Consider the following 21,046-nt stretch of genomic DNA (forward strand, 5'->3'; position numbering starts at 1 on the left):
ATTATTTGCGGTGGGAAAAATAGGAGGTTTTTTCTATGGTAACTAGTTTTGAAACCCTAACTGCTAGTGATTTAACTAGCGATATTCAATTGGAAACAAAAACTTTAAAAACCAACATGAAATTTAGCAAAAAAAATAAAACATCAAAATACCTCATGCATGGGCCAAAGTTTTTTGATGAGCTTCGTATATATTTAATCAAAAATAACGAGCTTGGAGAATATGCTTTGCCTTCATCCGCATTAGCCACTTACATTTTACTTCACTATAAGGTAAATGATTTAGGGCGACTTCCTCGCGATTTCAAACTATCTACTATCGCGAACGAATCTGATATTCCCTATACAACTATTCATACAGGTTTCCAAGCTTTACTTCATTCTGGACTTGTTAGAGAAATTTTTATTAACGGAAAAATTCCAGTGTATGAAATTTGCAACTATGTAAGATTCAATCGTACAGCAAAAGAAACAAAAGATAATGATGGAAAACTTTCATATTTTCGAATCCCTAACTTATTGTTAGAGACATCTATTTTAAAAGAGTTAGTTTCCCATCGTGACAGCAAAGGTATCATTGAACTTTTAAATCTATGTAATAATTTCACTCGTGAACTTAAATTTAAGAGTAAAGATTCCATTGAAAAATACACGTTACCTCGCAACATGGACGGCTTAAAGAAACGTTTAGGGCGAAATGCAAAGAAAGTTCGTAGCTACTTAAAGATTATCTCACCCGTTTTCAAGTTTGATGTTGCTATAAAAAAGGTTAGGAACCCACGTAAAGGGCGGATAGCTCGCATACGTGAAAAGATTCAACAAATTGTTATCACTCAATTTACGGTTAGCATGAATCCCACATGTGCTATTGAAAATGACCGAGCTGAAATTAAGCAAACTGAAGCTAAAATGCGTAAAGAAGCAACAGCCCGTCTTGAATCCATTGGCATAGCATTAACCAATAAAGATCGTAAAGACATTGTTGTTTCTTATAAAGGAGAAGTATCACGAATCGCTACATATATTAAAAACAAACAACTTCGTGATGATTTTATGACTTATACCATGAGTTATGCAATGGATCAATGTGAAAGTTTCTTAGTACTTGGAGAAAAAATAAAATCAATTGGTGGCATGATCCGAGCAAAACTGCGTGAATCGTTTATTCCATGGGCGGAACAATATTTAGACGATGATACGCGTCATGCACTTGTAATGGAACTCATTTCTCATGATATTGATGTACCTGATGCATTCAGACTTACTTAAATTTTAAAAATGAATAGATTATGAGCCTTGTTCAAAAAAATCAATAAGGACAGGGCTATTTGTTATGTTGAAATTTAATAGACAGTCCTTCTATTACTTTACAAATCTCAAAACAGTAGGTTCAAATTTCCCTCTCCCTACTGTTTTTTTATGTTTTTATACACCGAGTTACGTCAGAATACTTGTGGAATTGTTAGTAATTTAATAACTATATTGTGTAAAACTTAGTAAATTATTTTAATACTTGTTTAGAACTGAATAATATGTAGCTGTATTTATGGATAAGTTAATATTTCGATTCAAGTTTTTAGACAACTCCCCAAACCCTTAAGGCTCTAAGGGCTTGGGGAGTTTGAAATTCCTCTATATAGTCTTTGTACTTTATATTTTTATATGTTTTACTTTTATATAAAAAATTGATTATTATACTTAAATTTGAATTTATACATTAAAAATGAACTATTAATTAAATAAGGCTTTTATCAAATCGCTATTTGAATTTATAAATATAAAAAATAAGGAGACTACAGTTATCTACAGTGATTTATTTAGTGAATATGAAATACATGGTGATTATGCAACATTTTATGTAGAAAACACCAATATACCTGGGTTATATGAAAATAGATACAGATTTAAATTTTGTACAGAAAAGTATTTAAAACAATACAAGATCCCTTATAAAACAGATGAGACCTATTTTTATGGTTATAAAAAACGCTTAAGCAATCTTACAGTTTATGATTTTATATATTATGGCATGAACTACTTTGAAACTCATGATGGTGGATCAAGTGTATATTTGCAAAAATAATTTCAAGCGAGTATTAAATGTAGAGGGTGTTGCAAAACTCATAAATATTCAAAAATGAATGCATAAAAGAATCCGTCTTCTTGGAAGAATGATAGTACCCTAAACTATCTCCAGAAAGGACGGATTTACTAGTATGATAACTAATTTCGAAGAAAATCAATCCCTTTTACACATTTTATTTGCTTACGTAGACAGTTTAACAGTGGGACCTGTTCCAGCTGGCACAGGTCGTCCGCCTATTTGTCGTAAAGCCTTACTCAAATGTTTCTTCGTAAAAACTGTCTTTCAAATCCATTCCTTACGGAAATTAACTCGTTTCTTACATCAATATCCTTTATTTCGTGCATTCTGTGGTTTGTCTGCCGTTCCTCATATCTCTACATTTTCACGTGTAGGTACTTGGTTTCGTGAGAAAGGCATCTCATTGATTCATGAACACGTTCTTCAAGAAATGAATGTAGGGCTAATTCCATGTGTTTTAATCGACAGCACTGCTTTACGGAGTAGTCTATATGACTCGCAAGCAAAGTGGGGAATGTCTACCCGATACCGTTGGTATAAGGGCTATAAGGCTCATATTTGTTCCACACCGGAAGGTGTTATTTTGTCATACGCTTTTACAACAGCAAATGTACATGATAGTCAAATGGCTCCTGTATTGCTTCAACATGTAAAAGATCGAAACGTTTTGTTTTCGATTGCTGATGCTGCGTATGATAGTCAGCATATTTATGAAGCTGCAAGTGCATGCAATATCTTTCCTGTGAATCCACTCAATCCACGAAAAGGGAAACAGACGAAAATTTCTCATCGTCGTGTACTATCAACTTTTTTACAAACAACGTTTGGCAGACAATTGATGAAAGAGCGTGGAAAAATTGAACAACAGTTTAGTAAACTAAAAGATCAAGGGTTGGAGCAGCCTCGTTGGTATGGACAAAATCGCTATCTGTTGCATGTTCAGCTAGTTTTTCTGATTCATAACATTGCATATTTATTTTAGTTTTGCAACACCCTCAAATGTAAATAAACTTTGTAGAACTTTGTAGGGCCTTGCAAAAGCTTAAGGAAGCTTGACTTGTTTTAGGGAAGCACAAGGATTTTTATAAATTCCCTAGAATTGCTACAGCAACTCACTTAATCTTTAAAACTTTAATTAGGAGTTGATTGTATGAGTCAAGTAATCTCATTACAACGTCCACAACGTCCATTAAACAGTTCGGACGTTGTAAACAAGCTAAACATACCCCCAAGCACATTGCGGACATACACGGCGCATTTCAGACGTTTGGGCCATACATTCCAGAAAAAGAATGGCCGAATATTGTATTCAACCCGTGATGTAGAGCTATTTAAACAAATGATGGAATTACATGAACAAGGTTTTGGGACAATTCCTGAATGTGTTTACAACGTTGTAAACGTCCATCACAACGTTGTAAACAGTTCAAACAATAGTGAGGACACAATGGACAACGTGGACAATCAAAACAAACAAATTAAACAACCTCAGGACACCTCTTCACCAATTGACACATTAGATGAGATAGCAAGGATCAGGAAAGAAATGGAGGAATTGCGGAAATATGTCGATGAAAGCATAAAAAAACGAGATGAATTGTTGCTGCAAACACTGCGAGAAGTATTAGATGCTAAACAAAAAAGGAAAAAAAAGAAGCGATGGTGGCAATTCTGGAAGTAAGCCAACCATCCCCAACCCCTTCCAAGCTTGGAAGGGACTCGCTCGGCGCTAGCCAGGCAAACAGGTTTGGAAGACCTTCAAACCTATTTGCATAGGTTCAAGCGTTTGGGATAGGCGAATCTGTCCATTCCTTATCCTCCCTCGCAAAGAACGCTCAGTCCGGTACCATGGACAGATACAATGTGTACTCCACTACTGTTTAATTGTGGGGACCGATGATTTTTAAAAAAGGAAACTCGAAATATAGCTTAGAGTTTCCTTTTTTTCTTTTTAATTAGTAAGGTAAAGGGCTGTATTCTGAATTATCCGTTCTAAAATCACAATACCGACAAAATTTTATCCAATTAGGGTGTTCATCATACATTGGTATTAAATTCCCCTTTGAACAACTAGGGCATATATCCGATGTATCTGTTTCAGGTGTTCCCTCTAAACCGACAACTAACCCCATATATTCCGCTTCCATCCCAACATCATCATACTCATAACGAAATTTACGTTGTGCATTATTCCATACTGCTAATAATCTAAGTTCATAACCATATTCATTATTTGCTGGTACAGTATCGACAATCAGGCTGGCATCTTCTGAAACTATACAATCCTCATGTAAATGAGCACATTTTTTATCCCAATACCTCTGAATAATATCATTATGTTCAAAGCTTCCATTTACTTTGAAAACCAAATTTCCGTTTACAAATGTAGAAAAGCCAACAACACCGATTTTATTACGATTTATTAAACCCATAATTTCAGATCCCCCTTTGGATTACAATTACCTTATAAGTCTATTATCTCACGAAATAATTAGACTTACAAGTCTTATTTGTTGAAATATAGGAAAAATATATTTAAATCATATAAAAAATATACCTATTATATATTTAATTTATATATCATCCCCTTTTAAGTTTTTATGCGCTCTATTTATATATAATTTATACATTGAATATATGAAACGTATATAAAATATAAAGAAAAAATGTATATACATTCCTTTCTGGTTGAAAATAAAATAATTTTCATATAAAAAATATATAAAAATTATATAAATTAAATGCGTATTGTATTGAAATTTAAAGGTAGATGGTTTATAATATAATTAAGATATAAAAAACGTATAAAAATTATATGAAAAGGGTGGTTTTTGAATATGATGATGAGAACAGTCGCTGATATCGGAAATAGTGAATTGAAAATGGTGATTAATGGTGGAAAGGTAATCAAACTACCAGATGTAAATAAGCGTGTATTTGGCCGCGTGACAAATAAAGAAGGAAGTTTAAAGCAAAGCGTAACTAACTTAATGAATGAGATTTGTGTTCATGTAACGAGTGATGCAATTGAACGTGATGGAAAATTCTATGTAGGATATCGTGCTGCACACTCAAATGGTAAACCTGATGCCCTTGATATTGAATTAGGAGATAAATATAAACGAGATATACCAGTGGTTAATGTTCTATCTGTTATGGCAACTAAAGCGGTTCAAACGATTTATGAAGAAGTAGGAGAATTACCAAAAAGTATAGAGGTACCTGCATCACTAATATTAGCAATTCCAGCTTCTGAATATGAAGGAAAGAAAGCTCGTTTTCTAGAAAGCCGTTTTAAAGAAAATGTGCATATTGTGATCGTGTATGTAGGTGAAGAAAAAGTAACAGTACAAATCAAATTTGAAACTGTAAAAGTAACTCGCGAAGGTATTCCGGCTTTATATGCTATCTTTGAAGGAAATCAAGATATGTTCGATGACTTTAATAAGTTGTATAAAAAAGAAACAGATAGCAAAGAAGATGATAAAGAGGTTAAAAAGAGAAAAGCTAATCTAATGGTAGAAGAAGAAGTAAATGGTGAATATTTTAAAAACAAAAAAATTCTGCACGCTGATATTGGAGACGGTACCTCTGAATACATTTTTTCTAAGGGTTTAAACCCTGTTCCAGACGCTTGTTGGGGAGAAAAAAGAGGAATTGGTCATGCAATAGAGGGAGCAATTAAATTGTTGCAAGAAGAATATGAGGGTGGCGTAGATATCAATCGTCAACAATTCAGTGAATTAGTTACTGATCCTAATGATAAAAAACATGATAAGGCTGTAGAATTTTTAGAAGAAACTCGTTATATGCAAGCTCAAGGGATTTATGATGATATCGAAAAAGCATATGTTTATAAAACAGCTAGCCAAGCTGAAGTTCTCGCGGTTTACGGCGGAGGAAGCATTGCACTAAAAGAAGATTTGTATAAAAAAGCATTTGAGTTTTGTGAAGTAAATGATATGCAATTACTGTGGATTTCACCAACTTATGCAACAGAAATGAATGTTAGAGGTATGGAGATTTTAAGTAAGAAATTGGCTTCTAAGGTGGCTAAGAAATGAGTAAACAGAAACAGAGAGAACAATACAATTGGAATTTCAAAAAAGAGACAAATCCAAAATTTTATGATTGGCTCAATGCACAAACGAATCTATCTGAATCGTTAATTACGTTAGTTTTACATTTTGTAGATCAGTACGGAATTGATGATGTAACAGATTATGAAGTATCGAAGAAAATGCAAAGAGATCTGTTCATGAAGGAAAAGTTTTATCAAGACATTTCAGCGTTGCTAGAAAACGCGAATATAAATAATGTTCATCAAAACAAGAATGTTCCAATCGCTGAAGTAAAGGAACAAAAAGTCGAGAAAGAAGAAAAGTATATTGAGAAAGTGGATAAGAAAGAGGAAGTAAAAGTACAAAAGGAATCAGAACCAATTGAAAAGAAACAAAAAGATGATACTTATTTGAATGATGTTGATGAAAGCGCAATATTCGGTGACTAACATTCCTCAGTAAAAACAAATAAAAAACCTTCTTATCTCTATGATAAGAAGGTTTTTTATTTATCAGGATACTTGAAATTCTCGTGTGCCAGATGATACTGTTGATTCTTTTTGTTCATCTTCAGATGAACCGCCGCTTTTTTCTTCAGAATCGATATTTTGTTTTGGAAAATGGTTTGCTATTTCTTTATTTACGTATGCTGCTATAGAAGAGAATAATACTTCACGTTCTTCTAGTGAAAGGTGTTCAATTTCAAAATGATTTTCTACTAATTCACCTGTATCTCTAAAGCATTTTTCACGCGTTTTCTTTTCTTCAGCTCGTAAGGCTTTTTTCAAATCTTGCTTAGCCTTCTTTAACTGTTCTTCTTTTTCTAAAAGCTCTTGTAGTTTTTCGGCTTTGCTTTTTCGAGCCATTTTGTTCACCGCCTTTTAAAAATTTACATTGAAATTTCAATCGTTTCAGTTATAGTTTGTTCCTCAATAATTTCATCTTCTAATTCTTCAGCTTCGATATCTAATACATTCTCTAAATCTTTTTCTAATTCCTTCCCAATCTCTTCTTCAATGAACTTATCCATGATTAAGAAAGCCTTCTCTTTAGAATCAAAATCATCGCTGATTTTTTCGATGCAAATCGGTACAACGCCATCACTTGGTTGTGAAACATCGTAAACTTCTCGGCCAATAAAAAAGACTTCTCTTTCATGTGATTCATACACATTAAAATATACATTTTCATGAACGGCTTTAAATTTGTGATCAAAATCATCATGCGTTTTTTCAACAATAATTTTATCAGGAACAACGAATGCCATTCTTTCACTTTCGATAGGGATATTATACATACCATAAGGTGCAATTTGTGTAGTTGGGAGATAAACAGTTTCGTGGGTTCTAGGATGTTTATATGAGCCTTTATTAAAAACAGTTATTTCTTTTTTATCTTCTAATTTTTGCATTACTTCATAAGTGATTTTTTTTGCATTTTCTTTAATTTCTGCTTTTGGTAATGAGGTTTTCTGGTCTAATTTCTTTTCAACTTCTTCCTCAATTTTTTGAGTCGATTGTAGTTTTCTTCTTTGGAGTAAATGCATAATAAGAGCTTCTGTAAAAGCTTCAACATTCTTTTTTAATTGTTCGGAGATTCCAGTTGAATTATGATGCATAATTACTCTCCTCCTTCTCTTTTTTTTAAGAGGATATAGTCCTCTCTGATAATCTTTTTTCCTTTAACTAATTCTCCAAATTGGATCGCAATTTGTTCAGCTTCTTCTAGGGATTCACATTCAAAATACTTTTCGAAAATAGCCCCAGTTTGAATTAAACGTCTAGTTCGTTTTTTTCTATCTTCAGAGTTAATTTTTTGTTGCAACTCATTTTTCTTCTTTTGAAGTTGTTTCTCTTTCTTTTCAATCTGCGTTAATCGATCTTGGGAAGTTTGAATAGACATACTATTTTCACCTCTCTTTTTTTGAAGGTTTTTGTTCTTTAGAAAATTTGTTAATTTTAGGATAACAGAATGTTGAGAAAAATTCAATAAAATGTTATAATTTTCCCTAAGAACGGAGTGAGAGGGCGCACTTATACATTGCTACGCAAAGTGTGCGGTCTGCGACGCAAAAACTAAAGTTCAAAAAATAGTCCTCACTTCGTTGCGGTGTTGCCTGAAGGGTCTTTGGAAGTTTAGTTTAGATATTATAAAAAAATGGGAGGTGAAACGAATGGCAATCTATCACTACAACACACAAGTAATAAAACGATCTGAAGGTCGTAACGTAGTTGCGGCTGCTGCATATCGTTCTGGAGACAGATTGGTAGATGAAACTACAGGTGAGATTAAATTTTATCATCGTGAAGTAGAACCGGTTGCCTTCGTTTTAGCTCCTGAAAATGCTCCTGAATGGGTGTATAATCGTCAAGAATTGTGGAATGAAGTTGAGAAGGTTGAAAAGCGTTCTGATTCGCAATTAGCAAGAGAAATTAATGTTGCACTTCCGAAGGAACTTAGTCATGAACAACAAGAAGAATTAGTAAAAGAATTTGTTCAAGACAATTTTGTTAATCATGGAATGGTTGCTGATGTTTCCATTCACCGTGACGATGAAAATAATCCGCATTTTCATGTCATGCTTACAATGAGATATATTGACGAAAATGGTTTTGGGAAAAAAGCAAGAGAATGGAATCCGGGATTTAAAAATGTAAAAGGTGGTCGTGGATTTATTGCGGAAAAAGATACAATTACTCAGGCACGTTCTATGTGGGCTAAACATGCAAATGATGCATTAGCAAAAGCCGGAATTGAAGAACGTATTACGCACTTACGACTAGATACGCATTTAGGAAAAGAGAAAGATGCTCTTCTGTTAGTTCCAACTCAACATCTTGGGCCAAAACAAAACGCAATGGAGAAAAAAGGAATCAGAACACCGAAGGGTGATCTGAATCGTGAGATTAAAAATCATAATGCGGAAGTTAAGTCATTCCATGAAGAAAAACAGCGCATTAAAGAAACTCATAAACAAGAAAAAGAATTTGATACGTTATCTGTTGCGGAGAAAGTTGCATTAAAAGATGCGAGTCGAGTTATAAAAAAATATGCCACTTATGAATCATGCTCTACACGTTTAGAGCAATTGAAAAATTGGGAAACTCGTATCCAAAATAAAATAGAATTAGAGCCAACAAATAATGAATTGTATCAACAATTATATAAAGTAACTGAACAAAAAAGTGTAGTGGAAAAAGCTGTAGATATTTTTGAACAAGAAGCACTTCGAGAGCTTCCGAATCACTTTAATACTGAATCTTTATCTCAGTTTACAAAAGATGAATTATGTACACTATATCAACACATGAAAGAGCATGGAAAAGTAAATGAAGAGGGTTTAAGCAATTGGATAGAAGAATATCGTGAATCACAGCAAATGGATATCGCAAAACGCTATATGAAAGATACTCCTATCACAATTGATACCTTACAGAACGAATTAAACAAACTTACAAGATGGGAATTAACACTTCAAGAAAGAAAACAAGATTTATTTGAGAAAATGAATAAATCACAAAACCCTGATACATTTAAAGCGATGCATAAAGATGAATTTGACACAATTACAAATCGTGAATCGTGGTATAAAGAAAAACGAAATGCAATTGAAAATGGTTTTGATATTTTAGAGCGAGAATTACGAAGAACTGTTTTTGCATCTTATCCAAATTGGAATCGTGTACCTTATTTATCTGTTCATGAATTAAAAGATGTTCAGGAGTTGAATCGTTATCATGGACGCATGTTATCCGTTGACGAATTGGAAAATCGTGAACAGCTCACACGTTTTACAAAAGAAGAAAGAAAAGAAATTTACGATGTTTTAGACGAGTTAAAAGAAATCAAAAAAGCTATTCCGATGTTCAAGAAAGATGGTTCTGAAGAATCTCTAAATAAGATTCAATTACTACAAAATTACATGGTAACGCAAAAAGAAAATATCTATGCGAAATATGGATTCAGTATAGAAGATAAATCATTCTTGAAATTATTTAGAGAAGAATGTAAGCAACAAAAGGATATGTTCTGGAAAAAAGAAGCACCAGAAAAAGTACAAAGAGATAAGCCACAAAGAGGTACTTTAACAAATGAAGAAAGAGAAAGTATCAAATTAGCTTCAAAAGAGTTAAAACGTTTTGTAAGCTATGATGCTTGTGAAAAACGTTTAGATCAATTAGATAAATGGGAAAAATCACTTGTTAAACAAATTAGTAATGATCCAACGAATAATGAATTGTACGATAAATTATATAAATTGCATCAACAACGTGAAATTATTCAGGATGCAAAAGTTGCATTGGAAAATGAAGCGACTCGTGAACTTAATAAACGTTTTAATTCAGACTTCCTTTCACCATTTGCAAAAGATGAATTAAGATACGTATTCGACCATATCAAACAAAATGGTGAAATTACAAAACAAACTTTAGCTTATCTTGTTGAAGGATATCAAGGTGACAAAGCGATTGATAATGCTAAACGTTTTGTTAAAGAACCAAGTTATGAAAAACTGAAAGTAGAAATGGATAAACTAACAAATTGGAAACGTGCAATTGAGCGCAAGTTAGATGAACTTGCAAAAGGTCTTGAAAAGGCGCCGGATCAAATGGCATTCCAAAAAGAAAATAAAGATAAATTTGAAGAAGTGTTCTCACAAGAACAATCATATGAACAAAAGAAAGCTGTTTTAGAAAAAGCATTCGAAGTAGTAGGCGAAAGAGAAATTTTAAAACTTGCTCTTCAATATCCTGAATGGCAAGATATTGAACACTTTACACCAGAACAAGCGCATCAAATTTTAGAAACAAACCGCTATTATGGCCGTGTAATAGGTGTATCTGAATTTGCTACTTTAAAAGATTCACCTAGATTCAACTATAATCAGCGTGAAGAAATTTATGATGCGATTAGTAATATGAAGGAAATTCAAAAAGCGATTTCGATTTTTGAAAAACAAAATACTGAAGAAGCTGAAAAAGATATTGCCACATTAGAAAAATATTATGCAACGTATCAGGCGGTTTTAGATAAGCATGGAATTGATATGAGTAATCCAACAATGATGAGATTATTCCGTGAGGAATGCGAAAATTGCGGAGATGTTTTTGTAGAAAAAGATTCAGCATGGAAAACTAAATTCACACCTGAATATGCTCCTTCTGAACGTTCAAGTGCAAGTGGTTTGATTGGTGAGATTTTATATGCCATTGAGCAAGCTGAACGTGATGCGGACAGAAAAACACAGGAACGTCAACGTCAAGCACAAGGAATGAGAATGAAGCGTCAAAGACAGCGTGGCATGAACTTAGATTTATAAGAGCTAGAAATTATCTAGCTCTTTTTTCGAAAGAATATTTTTTGGAATATTCATCTTTTTTAGAATTTCAGGTTATTAAGCCTTTCTTAAGCCTTGTTTATGGTTTTATAATTGAATTGTAAAAAAATAGTGGGAAAAGAGGAAGAGAAATGGAAATATCATATTTGAAAAACAAAAAAGTTGTATTGCCAGTTGGAATAGCTGCCGTATGTATCGCGGGTTTTCTCACTGCTGGATCTATGCTTAGTCATTCTAGGGAAGAAGTTGTTGAAACGGTAAAGAAATCAATTGAAACACAAGATGAAAAAGCTTTTTTATCCGTATTACCTAGTGAAGCAAAATCATATCCATTTGCTGAAAATGGCGTTAAATCATTCTTAAAACAAGCACAGAAGGATTCTAGGCTTGTAGTAGATATGATGGATACGGAGAATGTGAATGTAGCTCCTAGGGTGCTAGAAGTACGTTCGAAGGGTCTAATGCCATATGAAATAATAAAGGATGGTAAGAAGTGGCTCTTTTTCGATAATTACGTAGTAAAACCTAAAGATTATAGTGTTCAATTAGAAAATGTCGATAAAGATGTAACTCTTACATTAGAAGGAAAAAAGGTTTCTTCTTCTACCTTCCAAGAAAAATTCTTACCAGGAGAATATAGCTTAGTAGCAACCAAAAAATATCCGTGGACTACGGTTACAGATAAAACAACAATTAAATTAGATGGTAAAGATCTAGTGGAGAAAGTTTCACTTAACTTAAAAGGACACAAAATTGATTTATCTAAAGAATTTGTTGGTTCAGAAATTCTATTTAAAGGCCAACCAACAGGTGTTAAAGTTGGTGATAGTGAATCAAAAGATTTTGGCCCAATTAATGAAGCTGATGAAAAAGAAATCAGCTTAAAATCTGATTTTCCATGGACAAAAGATGGAACCGCCAAACTAAATACTGAAAAGAAAAGTGGTTTTGGTTACAGCAATGTTAATTTTTCTTTTAAAGTAGATGAATCCAAGGTAAACGAATTTTACAACACATTTCTAAAGGAATATGGGGATGCAAATGTAAAACAGAGTATTGAGCCGTTTACAACAGCAACAGAAAAATACAAAAAAGAGCAAGCTGATGCATTCGCAACTAATGCGAAAGGCTTTGCGATGACATTTAAAGGTACACTTGTAAAGTCATATTTGAACAAGGAAACTGTGAAAATCGTTTCTAACGGGAAAGGGTATCCAGTTCTTAAAATGGAAGGTAAAGCAATGTATCATTTGCCTGCCGGACAATATTCACCTGAAAAGGATCAGTATTCAGATGTTACAGTTGAAGCTTTGTTTGATAAAGAACAAAAAGCGTGGAAAGTCGATACAGCTTATGTAACTCAAGGATTCATGTCCTCACAGCCAAATGTGAATGAGGAAAGCAAATATATTATTACAAATGCGAAATGAAAAATATCTTAATGTAGAAAAGGTGATTGGATAGTGGAGATAAGTTCTAGTGTGAAAAAACCTATTATCGAAGAAAGTGTTCCTTATGGGTTGCAAGACAGTAATGATTATTTGAAGGAACTAGTACAAACTAAAAAAATATACCAACTAAGTATTTTGGTTATTCTTAGCGCTCTAACAATCTATACACCATACGGAAGTGTAGTTAATATCTTGGTGGGAGATATTAATGGGATTTTTAAACCCATTGTTGGAGCAATCTTTTTTACTACCCCTATTACAATAGCATTTGCATATATATTTAGAGAACAAAGAACCCTTTTGTTTAAAAAAGTAACTTTTCAATTATATAAAAAATCGATGTTCTATGCTTTGTGTGTAATTCTTTTCGTGCTATTAATGTTAAAGGGAGTGACTATGATTTCTCCATATAAACCTAATGATAATCCGATTTTGGATTCAAGTTACTTGGCTATGGTACTGAAATTACCGGGATTGGCTATTCAATTGATAGGCGAGAATATAATCTTTGTTTCCTTTTTACTATTTGGTTATAAAGTAATGCAAACCATATTATTAAGAATCCCTGTTTTATTAGGATGCTCTTTTCTCTTTGCGGGTTTGTGCTTTGGTTTACTGCATCTTCCAACATATAATTTTAATTGGATACAATGTGTTTTTGTGATTGGTATTACTTTTGGATTCGATACAAGGAAGAGAATAATGCATTTGCACAATTATTAGCTTATGGCTTTGGAGCTGTTAGTGCATACTGGCTAGTAGTTAATCTTATCATTAAACCAACAACAGCATATATTGCTAATTTATTTCAGCCTATTGGCGGTGGTGGATCAGGTTTACTTTTACTATTAGTTCTTGGTGTGATTTTGTATAATACTAAAAAGGCGTAGTAATTTTTTGAAAATGCTATTCTTTTATCAAAAGTATGGCATTTGTTGATTTGAAATAAAGTTTAATCAAAAAAGCTCTACAAATCCATAAAAACAAAGACAGATCTTTTAAAAAGGATCTGTCTTTGTTTTTAAAGGTCTTTATTTAGAAGGAGTCTAACATATTGCCCTAATTGTTTATTCGTCATGCCACATATAATTGCTTCACGTAATACATGACCTAATTCAGAGTCTTTATTGTATTTTTCGTTCCACTTTTTGTATTTGGCATTTTCTTGTTTGGCTAATGTTAGTGCTTCTTCTACTGTTTTAACATCTTTTTTTGACCAGTCAACAGCAATACCAGAAAATAATCTGTTTAATGTGCACACTTCCGTTGTTAGCATGATATAGTGAATTAATACATTGATAACAGGATCAGACAATCTGCCATTTTCTTTTGCTATAGAAATACTATTTAAATCTCTCCAATGAGGTGTTGTTGCTGCTATGCAATTAGATAATAATTTTTCAGGATTCGAAGAATTCATTAACTCTATAAATTGTTTTACTTGATTTTCAAAATCTTGTTCCATATAGTTGTTTCTCCTTTGTAAAAAATAGCTTTGAATGAAGAGTGATATTATCAATGTGTTTTAATTAAAAAAGTTAACATAATCATCAAATTGCAAAATTGATTGCACATGTTATAATATAAGTACAAACAGAAGCATAATCTATTTCACAATCTATATAATAAAAAAGAGAGCAACATGCGCTAACATGTGCTCATCTTTTAGGTAACCTAGCCGTTAGGGTGATGGTTATCGATTAACGTTTTGTTTTACGAGATCCACCCTTTTTCTTTTGCTTTGGTCGGCGATTAGAAAGGGTGGATTTCTCATTTTCTAAATACTTTTTCTTAAAAAGGTGTGCTGCGCTTTCACGTAGTACGCCTTTTAAAATTTCTTTAAGAAATTCGAGAAATGTTTCCATGGCTTTGTCACCCCCTTCCTCCATCTGAAATGGAAAGAAGAGAAATGATAACCATGCACCCTAACTATTCGGTTACTAAGTCATTATAGCATAATTTATATGTTAGAAGTTTTATTGTTCAATTGTATTCTGATTGTAGGCTTAGTGTCTTTAGACACTATAGTATCGGTCTTTTGTTTTTGAGTAGGCTTTGATTCGAATAAATGAATTAAATTCGTGATACTAGGAGCTTGAACAATACGTAAAACGTTAGTTTCTATATTGTAGCGTGTATCTGTAATAAATAAAATGATTGGAAAAACCTTTTTATCTGTTTTTTGCCATTCAAATTCTTTCCAAATTTCCGAATGATAAAATGCTTCGTATCGACCAATCTTCTCTTGCATTACCTTTTCTGAATAAACATTTCTTTGTATTTCAACAAAGAACGGTGTCCTTTTAAAAATACAGAACAAATCGCATTCAATGGTTCCCTTTTCAGCAAATTTTGGTTCAACAAGTACATGAGTTGGCTCATCATATTTTTTCATTTCAATGAATGTGTCCGCAATAGCTAAGAAATGCAATGTTTTTTGGCTGCCTTCTTTTATTTTAGTGTCTGCCGGAGCATATACAAACGGTTGAAACGCTTTGAATGCTTTAATATGTCCACGGTCTTGTAGCCGTTTGAGTACTAAATTACAAGTACTGACAGGCTTTGTTAAATGAGAAAAGTGTAAGGCGATAATTTGATCTCTACTTAATACACGAAAACGATATAAGTCACTAATAATCGCTTTATCACGTTTATTCATAGCTTTTAGTCATCCCCCAACATTCCGAATATGGATTCTTTTTCAGGACTTTCATTTTCTATATTTTGTCGGTCCACATCATGTGTTTTTTTATAATTCTTTAGAATTAGTTTTGCTTTTTCTTCGGACAGAAAAGGTGCCTGTATAGTTTCTAGTGTATCGAAATTTAGAATCATACGTCCTTTAGCGGTCTTAGGAATTTTTTCTGCACCTGGGCAATCCATTACATTTGCATTTGTTGCATTTTTACAACGAAACCCCATTGTCACAGTAAGGTTATTCTTAATTTTACCTTCTAATATTTTAGAATCTGGCCGCTGCATAGACAGTAGTAAAAATACACCATTTGTTCTTCCGATTGAACTAATTTCTTCAATAATGCTTAAAATTTCTTTTTCATTTTGGAGTAGAGGATACTCATCGATACACAGAAGAAGATACGGAAGCTTTTGTGACAATTGGTCTATATGAGTACACTCGTGCTTATTCAGGAGTTCCCCTCTTCTTTGCATTTCTTTTTTTAATTTTACAAGTACGGGATATAGGGAATTTGCTGTATATGTAGTACTTTTGACGTGTTGGATTTTTTGGAAAAGGTGAAATTCGGATTTCTTTAAATCACACAGGTATAAGTGTAGTTGTTCAGGTGTTTTATGTTGTATAAGAGTCGTTAAAATGGCACGTATTTGTGTACTTTTTCCACTTCCAGTAGTGCCAGCAATTAGTATATGGGGATGTTCTACCATATCATAAATTGTGTATTGATTGTATTTATTTAATCCACATACAACAGGTAATTTTTCATTTTCTAAAGGAAAAGCATCATAATTATATAAAACGTTTTGTATTTCATTCGGGAAAATACGTATTACAAATTTTAAAGTACCTGTTTCTAATTCTGCACGATCACTCAGATATTGTTTAAATACATATTCCTTCCGTTTAATGTCTTCAGGATTCATACCGCGGGGAATTGTAAATACAATTTCTGCATAGTCCATAAGTTTTATGCTGCGTATCTCTGGGTAAATATGAACTTTTAAATCGGTGAATTTGTCTTTTTGAACTAAAAATAATTGAGCCGAATGAAATGCTTTAGTTGTCTTATCTCTAATTATTCGAATAAGCTCTTTCTCTTCTTTCTGTTCTTGGTACTGCTGCCATAAGTTTTTCATTCGATTAATCATGATTACATCCCCCTTTAGAAATGAGATGGAATAAAAAATTATAAAAAATATAATTTTTGTGTATAAAAAATTGGGAAGTTGGGCATTAAGGGCTTCCCTCGGTCTCACGCCCTCGTCGCCCATAAACAGTGCTATATTTTCTTTATATTACTAGGTCTGGACGCGTAAAACATGGGTAATAATACATAAGTAAGAACAGATGTAGCAACTTAATTAATTATTCGATTACTACATGTTAATAACCTATGTAGCGGTTAAGTAATTGGTGCTTATTCAAATTTTTTCAATACAGATAAATTACTTAGGTAAGGAGAGGGTCATATGAGTGGTTTTTTAGTTGTTATTGCCGCTTTAATTTTCTTTTATGTATTGGCCAACGTTACCGCGAAAAACTCCTACGATCCAGATAGCGATGTAAAAAGAAAACAATGTGCAAATAATTTAGAGCGAAAGGTATATGACCATTTACGTTATATGGGCCTTTCACCGACTGTACAAGAAAAGGTTGGAAAGTACAGATTAGATTTTGCGGTATTTGGCAATAACGGAAAAAAGTTGTGTATAGAGGTAGATGGATATATTTTTCATAATACACCTGAAGGTAAGAAAAAAGATAGAATTCGAGATGCTTATTTAAGAAAAATGGGATGGGAAGTTTTAAGGATTAGTGATCGGCAATTAAAAGAAGATTTACATGCATGTATGAGGAAAATTGAAGCTAAATTATATGATATGGATTTGTTACCTGAAGAACATCCTAGTATGCAATTTAAATTACAAGCTAAAAATGAGTAGTGAGTGCTACTCATTTTTAGTACGAAATATAAAATTTCACGTACTGTAATGAGAGTAAAAAAAGAAACCCAGAATTAGGGTTTACATGAAATTCTAATCTTTATCATGTGTTGGTTTATAACATTCTATCTCTTTCCTTTTTTGAATGAATGTCATTACATTTTTTAAAATTAAAAAAGAACAACCTATTAGAATGCCTACAATCATATATTTAATGAATAGGCTCATAAAAGATGTCATATTAGACCAATTCACAATTGCGGTGTAAAAATAAATAATGGTTCCCAAAACTAAAAATCCAATTATAGATGCTTTGGTTTTTCTATAATACTTTTCTCTCTGTTTTTTTAATTCCAGATAAAACTTATCATGATCTAAACCGTTCAAAAACACCACTCCTTTGTGAGATGGTTATTTGTCTTGGTCTACTTTGCTTTTCTTATTAGAACAACCATATGCACAATAATCTAATACGTGTACACCAAAAAAATCTATTCCATGCTCTACATAACGATTATTTTTATCACATAAACCACAAGTACCAATGCTGAAATATTCATCATTACAATGTGAGGCATCCATTTTTTATTTTCTCCTTTTTATTGTAATTATATTGTTTGAATTTAACTAAATAGAATTTGTCTGTAATTTTAGTTGTTAATTATATAACGTTAATTTTCTTCCGGTTTTGTTGTAGCCAGTTTCTAATGTCATAATCCAATCGTCTAAATCATCTAAGTTATAACCTAATTTCAAGATTTCTTCAGGAAACTCCTTTTCAGGATTCTCTCTCCAACGGAACATTTTTTCTAAAGCGACATCAAAATTACCAAAACGATATAAAATTTGTGTTTTGGAAACAGAACGTTTATTTAATTTTTCTATATAAATTTCTTTTGCTAAATACACATATACCTTTTTTCTAGATGTAACGAACTTTAGAAATCCCACTTTCTTAGGTTCACTTTTCATCCTTATCCCCCTTAAAGTTTTCAGTACCCTACTCTTTATGAATAGGGTACTGAAAACAAATTGGTATTATGAAGCTTTATTTTTGCGAACACGTACTCTTTTATATCGGCCATGTTTTACGACTTGGCGAGTATCTATATCTTTATATTTTCCACTTAGAATCATTTCTGAAATATCAACAACAATTGTATTTGTTAAAATATTTACTACATACCCAGTTAACTTTAATGAAGAATCCTTACGATGTGGAAATTGTACATAATCACCTTGTTTAATAGTTGAAATTGTTCTTTCCATAAAAAATCCTCCTTTATTCATTTGGAATGCTTTTCAATGATTTTAATAATTATAAATTACTAACTAACACTTTATCTTTTATAAATTTATTTGCTTCTATATAAAGAATGAAAAGCTCGGCACTTATTGTGATATTTATATTATCCTTCATTCGTTTTAAAATAATGATTTCCTGTTCTTCATGTTCAAACATTTTTGAATAGGCTAAAACTTGATATGCTCGCCCGTCCTTTTCATAAATATAAAATTCTCCACGTTTTGGTTTCGTCGCTATCATATTCGTCCTCCTTATAATTTGGAATTAAAAAAGTCTAATTTTCTTAAAATCCATAGAGAGATCCAGTGGTCAAATATGTAGCTAAAAGCATCATGATAGCAATACCAAACGTTCCGAAGAACCAAATTTGAGAATTAATACAGTCCTCAATTCCAAACCATTCACATTATAGCTCTTTAAAGCACCTTGATTGAAACTAATATGCTCTGATTCCTTTGATTGCTTCTGTGTTATAATGGAGTTACAATTGTTAATTTTAGATAAGGTATTTGCCAATCGAATCACCTTCCTATAGTTAACTATTATTGATAAGATGCGTGTTTTTTCTATTATTAAATGCCTCATCAATTTTTGAAGTTAATTGCCATGAAATGTTTTCCCATTTCATTGTTACAGCATAACCACTGTCAATATTATCTTGTAATCTTGCCGGAACCTTTCCAGAGTTAGGTAAATAAATCCCCAATAAACCATTTATTTTTCTGTCACCATATGAACGTAATGAAGAATATATCTCCCAGTCAACCCATTTACGTTTATATGTTTCACTACCAATAAGAACAATAGTAACTGTAGAATCTTTCAAATGTTTAGTTCTAATCTGTCCTAAAATATAGTCGTTATCATTACTATTCAGTTCAGCCGGTAAAGAACGATCAATTAGTGTATTATTTGAGCCATATGTTGTACGTAAGTGATTAGCTCTGGTCTGATCATTTCCATGATGATAACTTATAAATGCTTTATGCGCCATACTTATCCCCTCCTTGTTATAATATTATTATAACAATATTAACAAATAACTAAATATATTATTTTAAATATATTTTATATTATCTAATATAAGGTATCGATTAATCCTAAATTTTTTAAAGAAAATAATATTAGATTCGGAATGTATCAAGTACATTATCTTTTTCTTCTTTATTAATACCAATGTATCTTAGTGTAATTTGTGGTGTACTATGATTCAATATTTCTTGTAACATAGCAATATCCTTTGTTTGCTTGTAAAACCAATATCCAAATGTTTTACGCATAGTATGAGTACCTAAGGATTCTACTCCGGCAAAATCTCCGGCTTTTTGTAACTGTCGATAGGCTTGAATTTTACTAATGGGTTTATCACCTTTTCGAGAAGGAAATAACCAGGTACTTTTTAGATTTTCAGCGTATGGAAATACTTCCTCAAAAATAGAAGTAATATTTATGATACGTTCCTTTTTTGTTTTTCCTTCTTTAACTTTAAATTCTTTCCGCTTTTTTCGCTTTAATTTTAAAATCTCATTCGTTTCCATTTTAAGTAAGTCACTTACACGTAATCCAGTATTAATCCCAAGTAGGAATAAAATGTAATCACGATCTGAACAATGACGTTTAAGAGACCATTTCATATCTTCGAGCTGTTCTTTGCTCCGAATTGGTTGTACATCAATTAAATGTTGCTTTTTATCCATCTGTTTTTCAATCCCTTTATTTTCAATGATTTGAATGTATACTTTTTTGTCTTTTTTTATCATATCAATGAAATTAGATAAAAGTCAATGTTCACAGGAAATTGAATGTAAACTTTTGGGTAAAAGTTTACATTCAATTTTTGTAAAAAAACGAAGTCTATAAAAAGACTTCGCATCGAAAAATAGATACTTAGGAGACTCGGAGAGTGTCTACATAACAATTGTAACCTATATATTTACAGAATTGTTATAAGACTTGAAAATATGAACATTTTCATTTTTTAGATGTAAAATTTATAAGTGATTTCTATGTAAGTGTTAATATTCGGCTGGTCTAAAGTTTGGTCTTGTTTTTTTATTTGAATTTTTCTGAAGAAAGGAATATCCTTCATTATAAGAGATTCTAGGGAGGGCATAATATTGAATAATATCGGTAAAGGGTGTTTTTG

24 protein-coding genes are annotated in these 21,046 nt (G+C 32.2%); 9 read left to right on the plus strand and 15 right to left on the minus strand.

From position 1 onward, the window contains the following. The first annotated feature begins 35 nt into the window (after positions 1-35). The 3 genes from QCI47_RS29845 to QCI47_RS29855 all read left to right on the plus strand — a co-directional run bounded on the left by QCI47_RS29845 (position 36) and on the right by QCI47_RS29855 (position 3,784). Positions 36-1,268 (plus strand): hypothetical protein, encoded by a 1,233-nt coding sequence (locus QCI47_RS29845; protein ID WP_353812061.1) that lies wholly within the window; start codon positions 36-38, stop codon positions 1,266-1,268. Positions 1,269-2,215: 947 nt separating this feature from the next. After that, the gene (locus tag QCI47_RS29850) at positions 2,216-3,085 is read left to right on the plus strand and encodes an ISNCY family transposase (RefSeq protein WP_025908656.1); all 870 of its coding nucleotides are present in this window, start codon (positions 2,216-2,218) and stop codon (positions 3,083-3,085) included. A gap of 168 nt (positions 3,086-3,253) precedes the next feature. Next, on the plus strand, positions 3,254-3,784 hold the full coding sequence (locus tag QCI47_RS29855) for a MerR family transcriptional regulator (RefSeq protein WP_353812062.1): 531 nt from the start codon (positions 3,254-3,256) through the stop codon (positions 3,782-3,784). Positions 3,785-4,058: 274 nt separating this feature from the next. Here QCI47_RS29855 and QCI47_RS29860 read toward each other — a convergent pair whose 3' ends face one another. Beyond that, positions 4,059-4,535, minus strand: a complete 477-nt coding sequence (locus QCI47_RS29860) for a hypothetical protein (protein ID WP_142348961.1) — start codon at positions 4,533-4,535, stop codon at positions 4,059-4,061. Between the two features lie 405 nt (positions 4,536-4,940). Between QCI47_RS29860 and QCI47_RS29865 the strand changes: the two genes are divergently transcribed. Together QCI47_RS29865 and QCI47_RS29870 are read left to right on the plus strand one after the other, a co-directional pair. Next, the gene (locus tag QCI47_RS29865; protein ID WP_069356836.1) at positions 4,941-6,167 is read left to right on the plus strand and encodes a ParM/StbA family protein; all 1,227 of its coding nucleotides are present in this window, start codon (positions 4,941-4,943) and stop codon (positions 6,165-6,167) included. After that, positions 6,164-6,613: a hypothetical protein gene (locus tag QCI47_RS29870; RefSeq protein WP_328006578.1), complete on the plus strand. Its 450-nt coding sequence runs from the start codon at positions 6,164-6,166 to the stop codon at positions 6,611-6,613. Before QCI47_RS29865 ends, QCI47_RS29870 begins: the two co-directional genes overlap by 4 nt. 63 nt (positions 6,614-6,676) lie before the next feature. Here the strand turns inward: QCI47_RS29870 and QCI47_RS29875 are convergent, their stop codons facing one another. From QCI47_RS29875 to QCI47_RS29885, 3 genes are read right to left on the minus strand one after another with little or no spacing between them, the layout of a single operon-like run. Next, positions 6,677-7,030 (minus strand): restriction endonuclease, encoded by a 354-nt coding sequence (locus tag QCI47_RS29875; RefSeq protein ID WP_262746169.1) that lies wholly within the window; start codon positions 7,028-7,030, stop codon positions 6,677-6,679. 23 nt (positions 7,031-7,053) lie between these two features. Then, positions 7,054-7,782, minus strand: coding sequence for a hypothetical protein (locus tag QCI47_RS29880; protein WP_328006579.1), 729 nt, complete (start codon positions 7,780-7,782; stop codon positions 7,054-7,056). 2 nt (positions 7,783-7,784) lie between these two features. Continuing rightward, positions 7,785-8,066, minus strand: coding sequence for a hypothetical protein (locus QCI47_RS29885; RefSeq protein WP_042985271.1), 282 nt, complete (start codon positions 8,064-8,066; stop codon positions 7,785-7,787). Between the two features lie 271 nt (positions 8,067-8,337). Between QCI47_RS29885 and mobQ the strand changes: the two genes are divergently transcribed. The 3 genes from mobQ (at position 8,338) to QCI47_RS29900 (ending at position 13,676) form a co-directional block, all read left to right on the plus strand. Continuing rightward, positions 8,338-11,484 (plus strand): MobQ family relaxase, encoded by a 3,147-nt coding sequence (gene mobQ, locus QCI47_RS29890; RefSeq protein ID WP_353812063.1) that lies wholly within the window; start codon positions 8,338-8,340, stop codon positions 11,482-11,484. Positions 11,485-11,633: 149 nt separating this feature from the next. Continuing rightward, positions 11,634-12,932, plus strand: coding sequence for a TcaA second domain-containing protein (locus QCI47_RS29895; RefSeq protein WP_328006581.1), 1,299 nt, complete (start codon positions 11,634-11,636; stop codon positions 12,930-12,932). Positions 12,933-12,965: 33 nt separating this feature from the next. Then, positions 12,966-13,676 carry a hypothetical protein gene (locus QCI47_RS29900; protein WP_353812064.1) on the plus strand — a complete coding sequence of 237 codons (711 nt, stop codon included), beginning with the start codon at positions 12,966-12,968 and terminating at the stop codon, positions 13,674-13,676. Positions 13,677-13,974: 298 nt separating this feature from the next. Here QCI47_RS29900 and QCI47_RS29905 read toward each other — a convergent pair whose 3' ends face one another. The 4 genes from QCI47_RS29905 to QCI47_RS29920 form a co-directional block, all read right to left on the minus strand. After that, positions 13,975-14,418 carry a DnaD domain protein gene (locus QCI47_RS29905; RefSeq protein ID WP_353812065.1) on the minus strand — a complete coding sequence of 148 codons (444 nt, stop codon included), beginning with the start codon at positions 14,416-14,418 and terminating at the stop codon, positions 13,975-13,977. Positions 14,419-14,653: 235 nt separating this feature from the next. Next, complete coding sequence (locus QCI47_RS29910; protein ID WP_181969240.1) at positions 14,654-14,818, minus strand: hypothetical protein; 165 nt, start codon at positions 14,816-14,818, stop codon at positions 14,654-14,656. 95 nt (positions 14,819-14,913) lie between these two features. Next, a complete protein-coding gene (locus QCI47_RS29915) occupies positions 14,914-15,612 on the minus strand; it encodes a replication-relaxation family protein (protein ID WP_042985279.1) in 699 nt (232 codons plus the stop codon). A 5-nt stretch (positions 15,613-15,617) separates the two neighbouring features. Continuing rightward, complete coding sequence (locus QCI47_RS29920; RefSeq protein WP_353812066.1) at positions 15,618-16,799, minus strand: FtsK/SpoIIIE domain-containing protein; 1,182 nt, start codon at positions 16,797-16,799, stop codon at positions 15,618-15,620. Between the two features lie 321 nt (positions 16,800-17,120). On the opposite strand from QCI47_RS29920, the gene QCI47_RS29925 reads away from it, so the two are divergent. Then, positions 17,121-17,594 carry an endonuclease domain-containing protein gene (locus QCI47_RS29925; protein ID WP_353812067.1) on the plus strand — a complete coding sequence of 158 codons (474 nt, stop codon included), beginning with the start codon at positions 17,121-17,123 and terminating at the stop codon, positions 17,592-17,594. 93 nt (positions 17,595-17,687) lie between these two features. Here QCI47_RS29925 and QCI47_RS29930 read toward each other — a convergent pair whose 3' ends face one another. From QCI47_RS29930 to QCI47_RS29960, 7 genes are all read right to left on the minus strand, one after another. After that, positions 17,688-17,981 (minus strand): hypothetical protein, encoded by a 294-nt coding sequence (locus QCI47_RS29930; protein WP_353812068.1) that lies wholly within the window; start codon positions 17,979-17,981, stop codon positions 17,688-17,690. Between the two features lie 24 nt (positions 17,982-18,005). After that, complete coding sequence (locus tag QCI47_RS29935; RefSeq protein ID WP_353812069.1) at positions 18,006-18,176, minus strand: hypothetical protein; 171 nt, start codon at positions 18,174-18,176, stop codon at positions 18,006-18,008. A gap of 75 nt (positions 18,177-18,251) precedes the next feature. After that, positions 18,252-18,566: a hypothetical protein gene (locus tag QCI47_RS29940; RefSeq protein ID WP_353812070.1), complete on the minus strand. Its 315-nt coding sequence runs from the start codon at positions 18,564-18,566 to the stop codon at positions 18,252-18,254. A 66-nt stretch (positions 18,567-18,632) separates the two neighbouring features. Continuing rightward, a complete protein-coding gene (locus QCI47_RS29945; RefSeq protein ID WP_353812071.1) occupies positions 18,633-18,863 on the minus strand; it encodes a DUF2187 family protein in 231 nt (76 codons plus the stop codon). A 49-nt stretch (positions 18,864-18,912) separates the two neighbouring features. Continuing rightward, positions 18,913-19,140, minus strand: a complete 228-nt coding sequence (locus tag QCI47_RS29950) for a hypothetical protein (RefSeq protein ID WP_042985206.1) — start codon at positions 19,138-19,140, stop codon at positions 18,913-18,915. Between the two features lie 295 nt (positions 19,141-19,435). Further along, positions 19,436-19,894: a TIR domain-containing protein gene (locus QCI47_RS29955; RefSeq protein WP_353812072.1), complete on the minus strand. Its 459-nt coding sequence runs from the start codon at positions 19,892-19,894 to the stop codon at positions 19,436-19,438. Between the two features lie 130 nt (positions 19,895-20,024). Then, entirely contained in the window at positions 20,025-20,597 is a 573-nt protein-coding gene (locus QCI47_RS29960) for a tyrosine-type recombinase/integrase (protein ID WP_135278182.1), read from the minus strand. Positions 20,598-21,046: the final 449 nt, after the last annotated feature.

Source organism: Bacillus cereus group sp. RP29 (assembly GCF_040459765.1).
Lineage (GTDB): Bacteria > Bacillota > Bacilli > Bacillales > Bacillaceae_G > Bacillus_A > Bacillus_A paranthracis.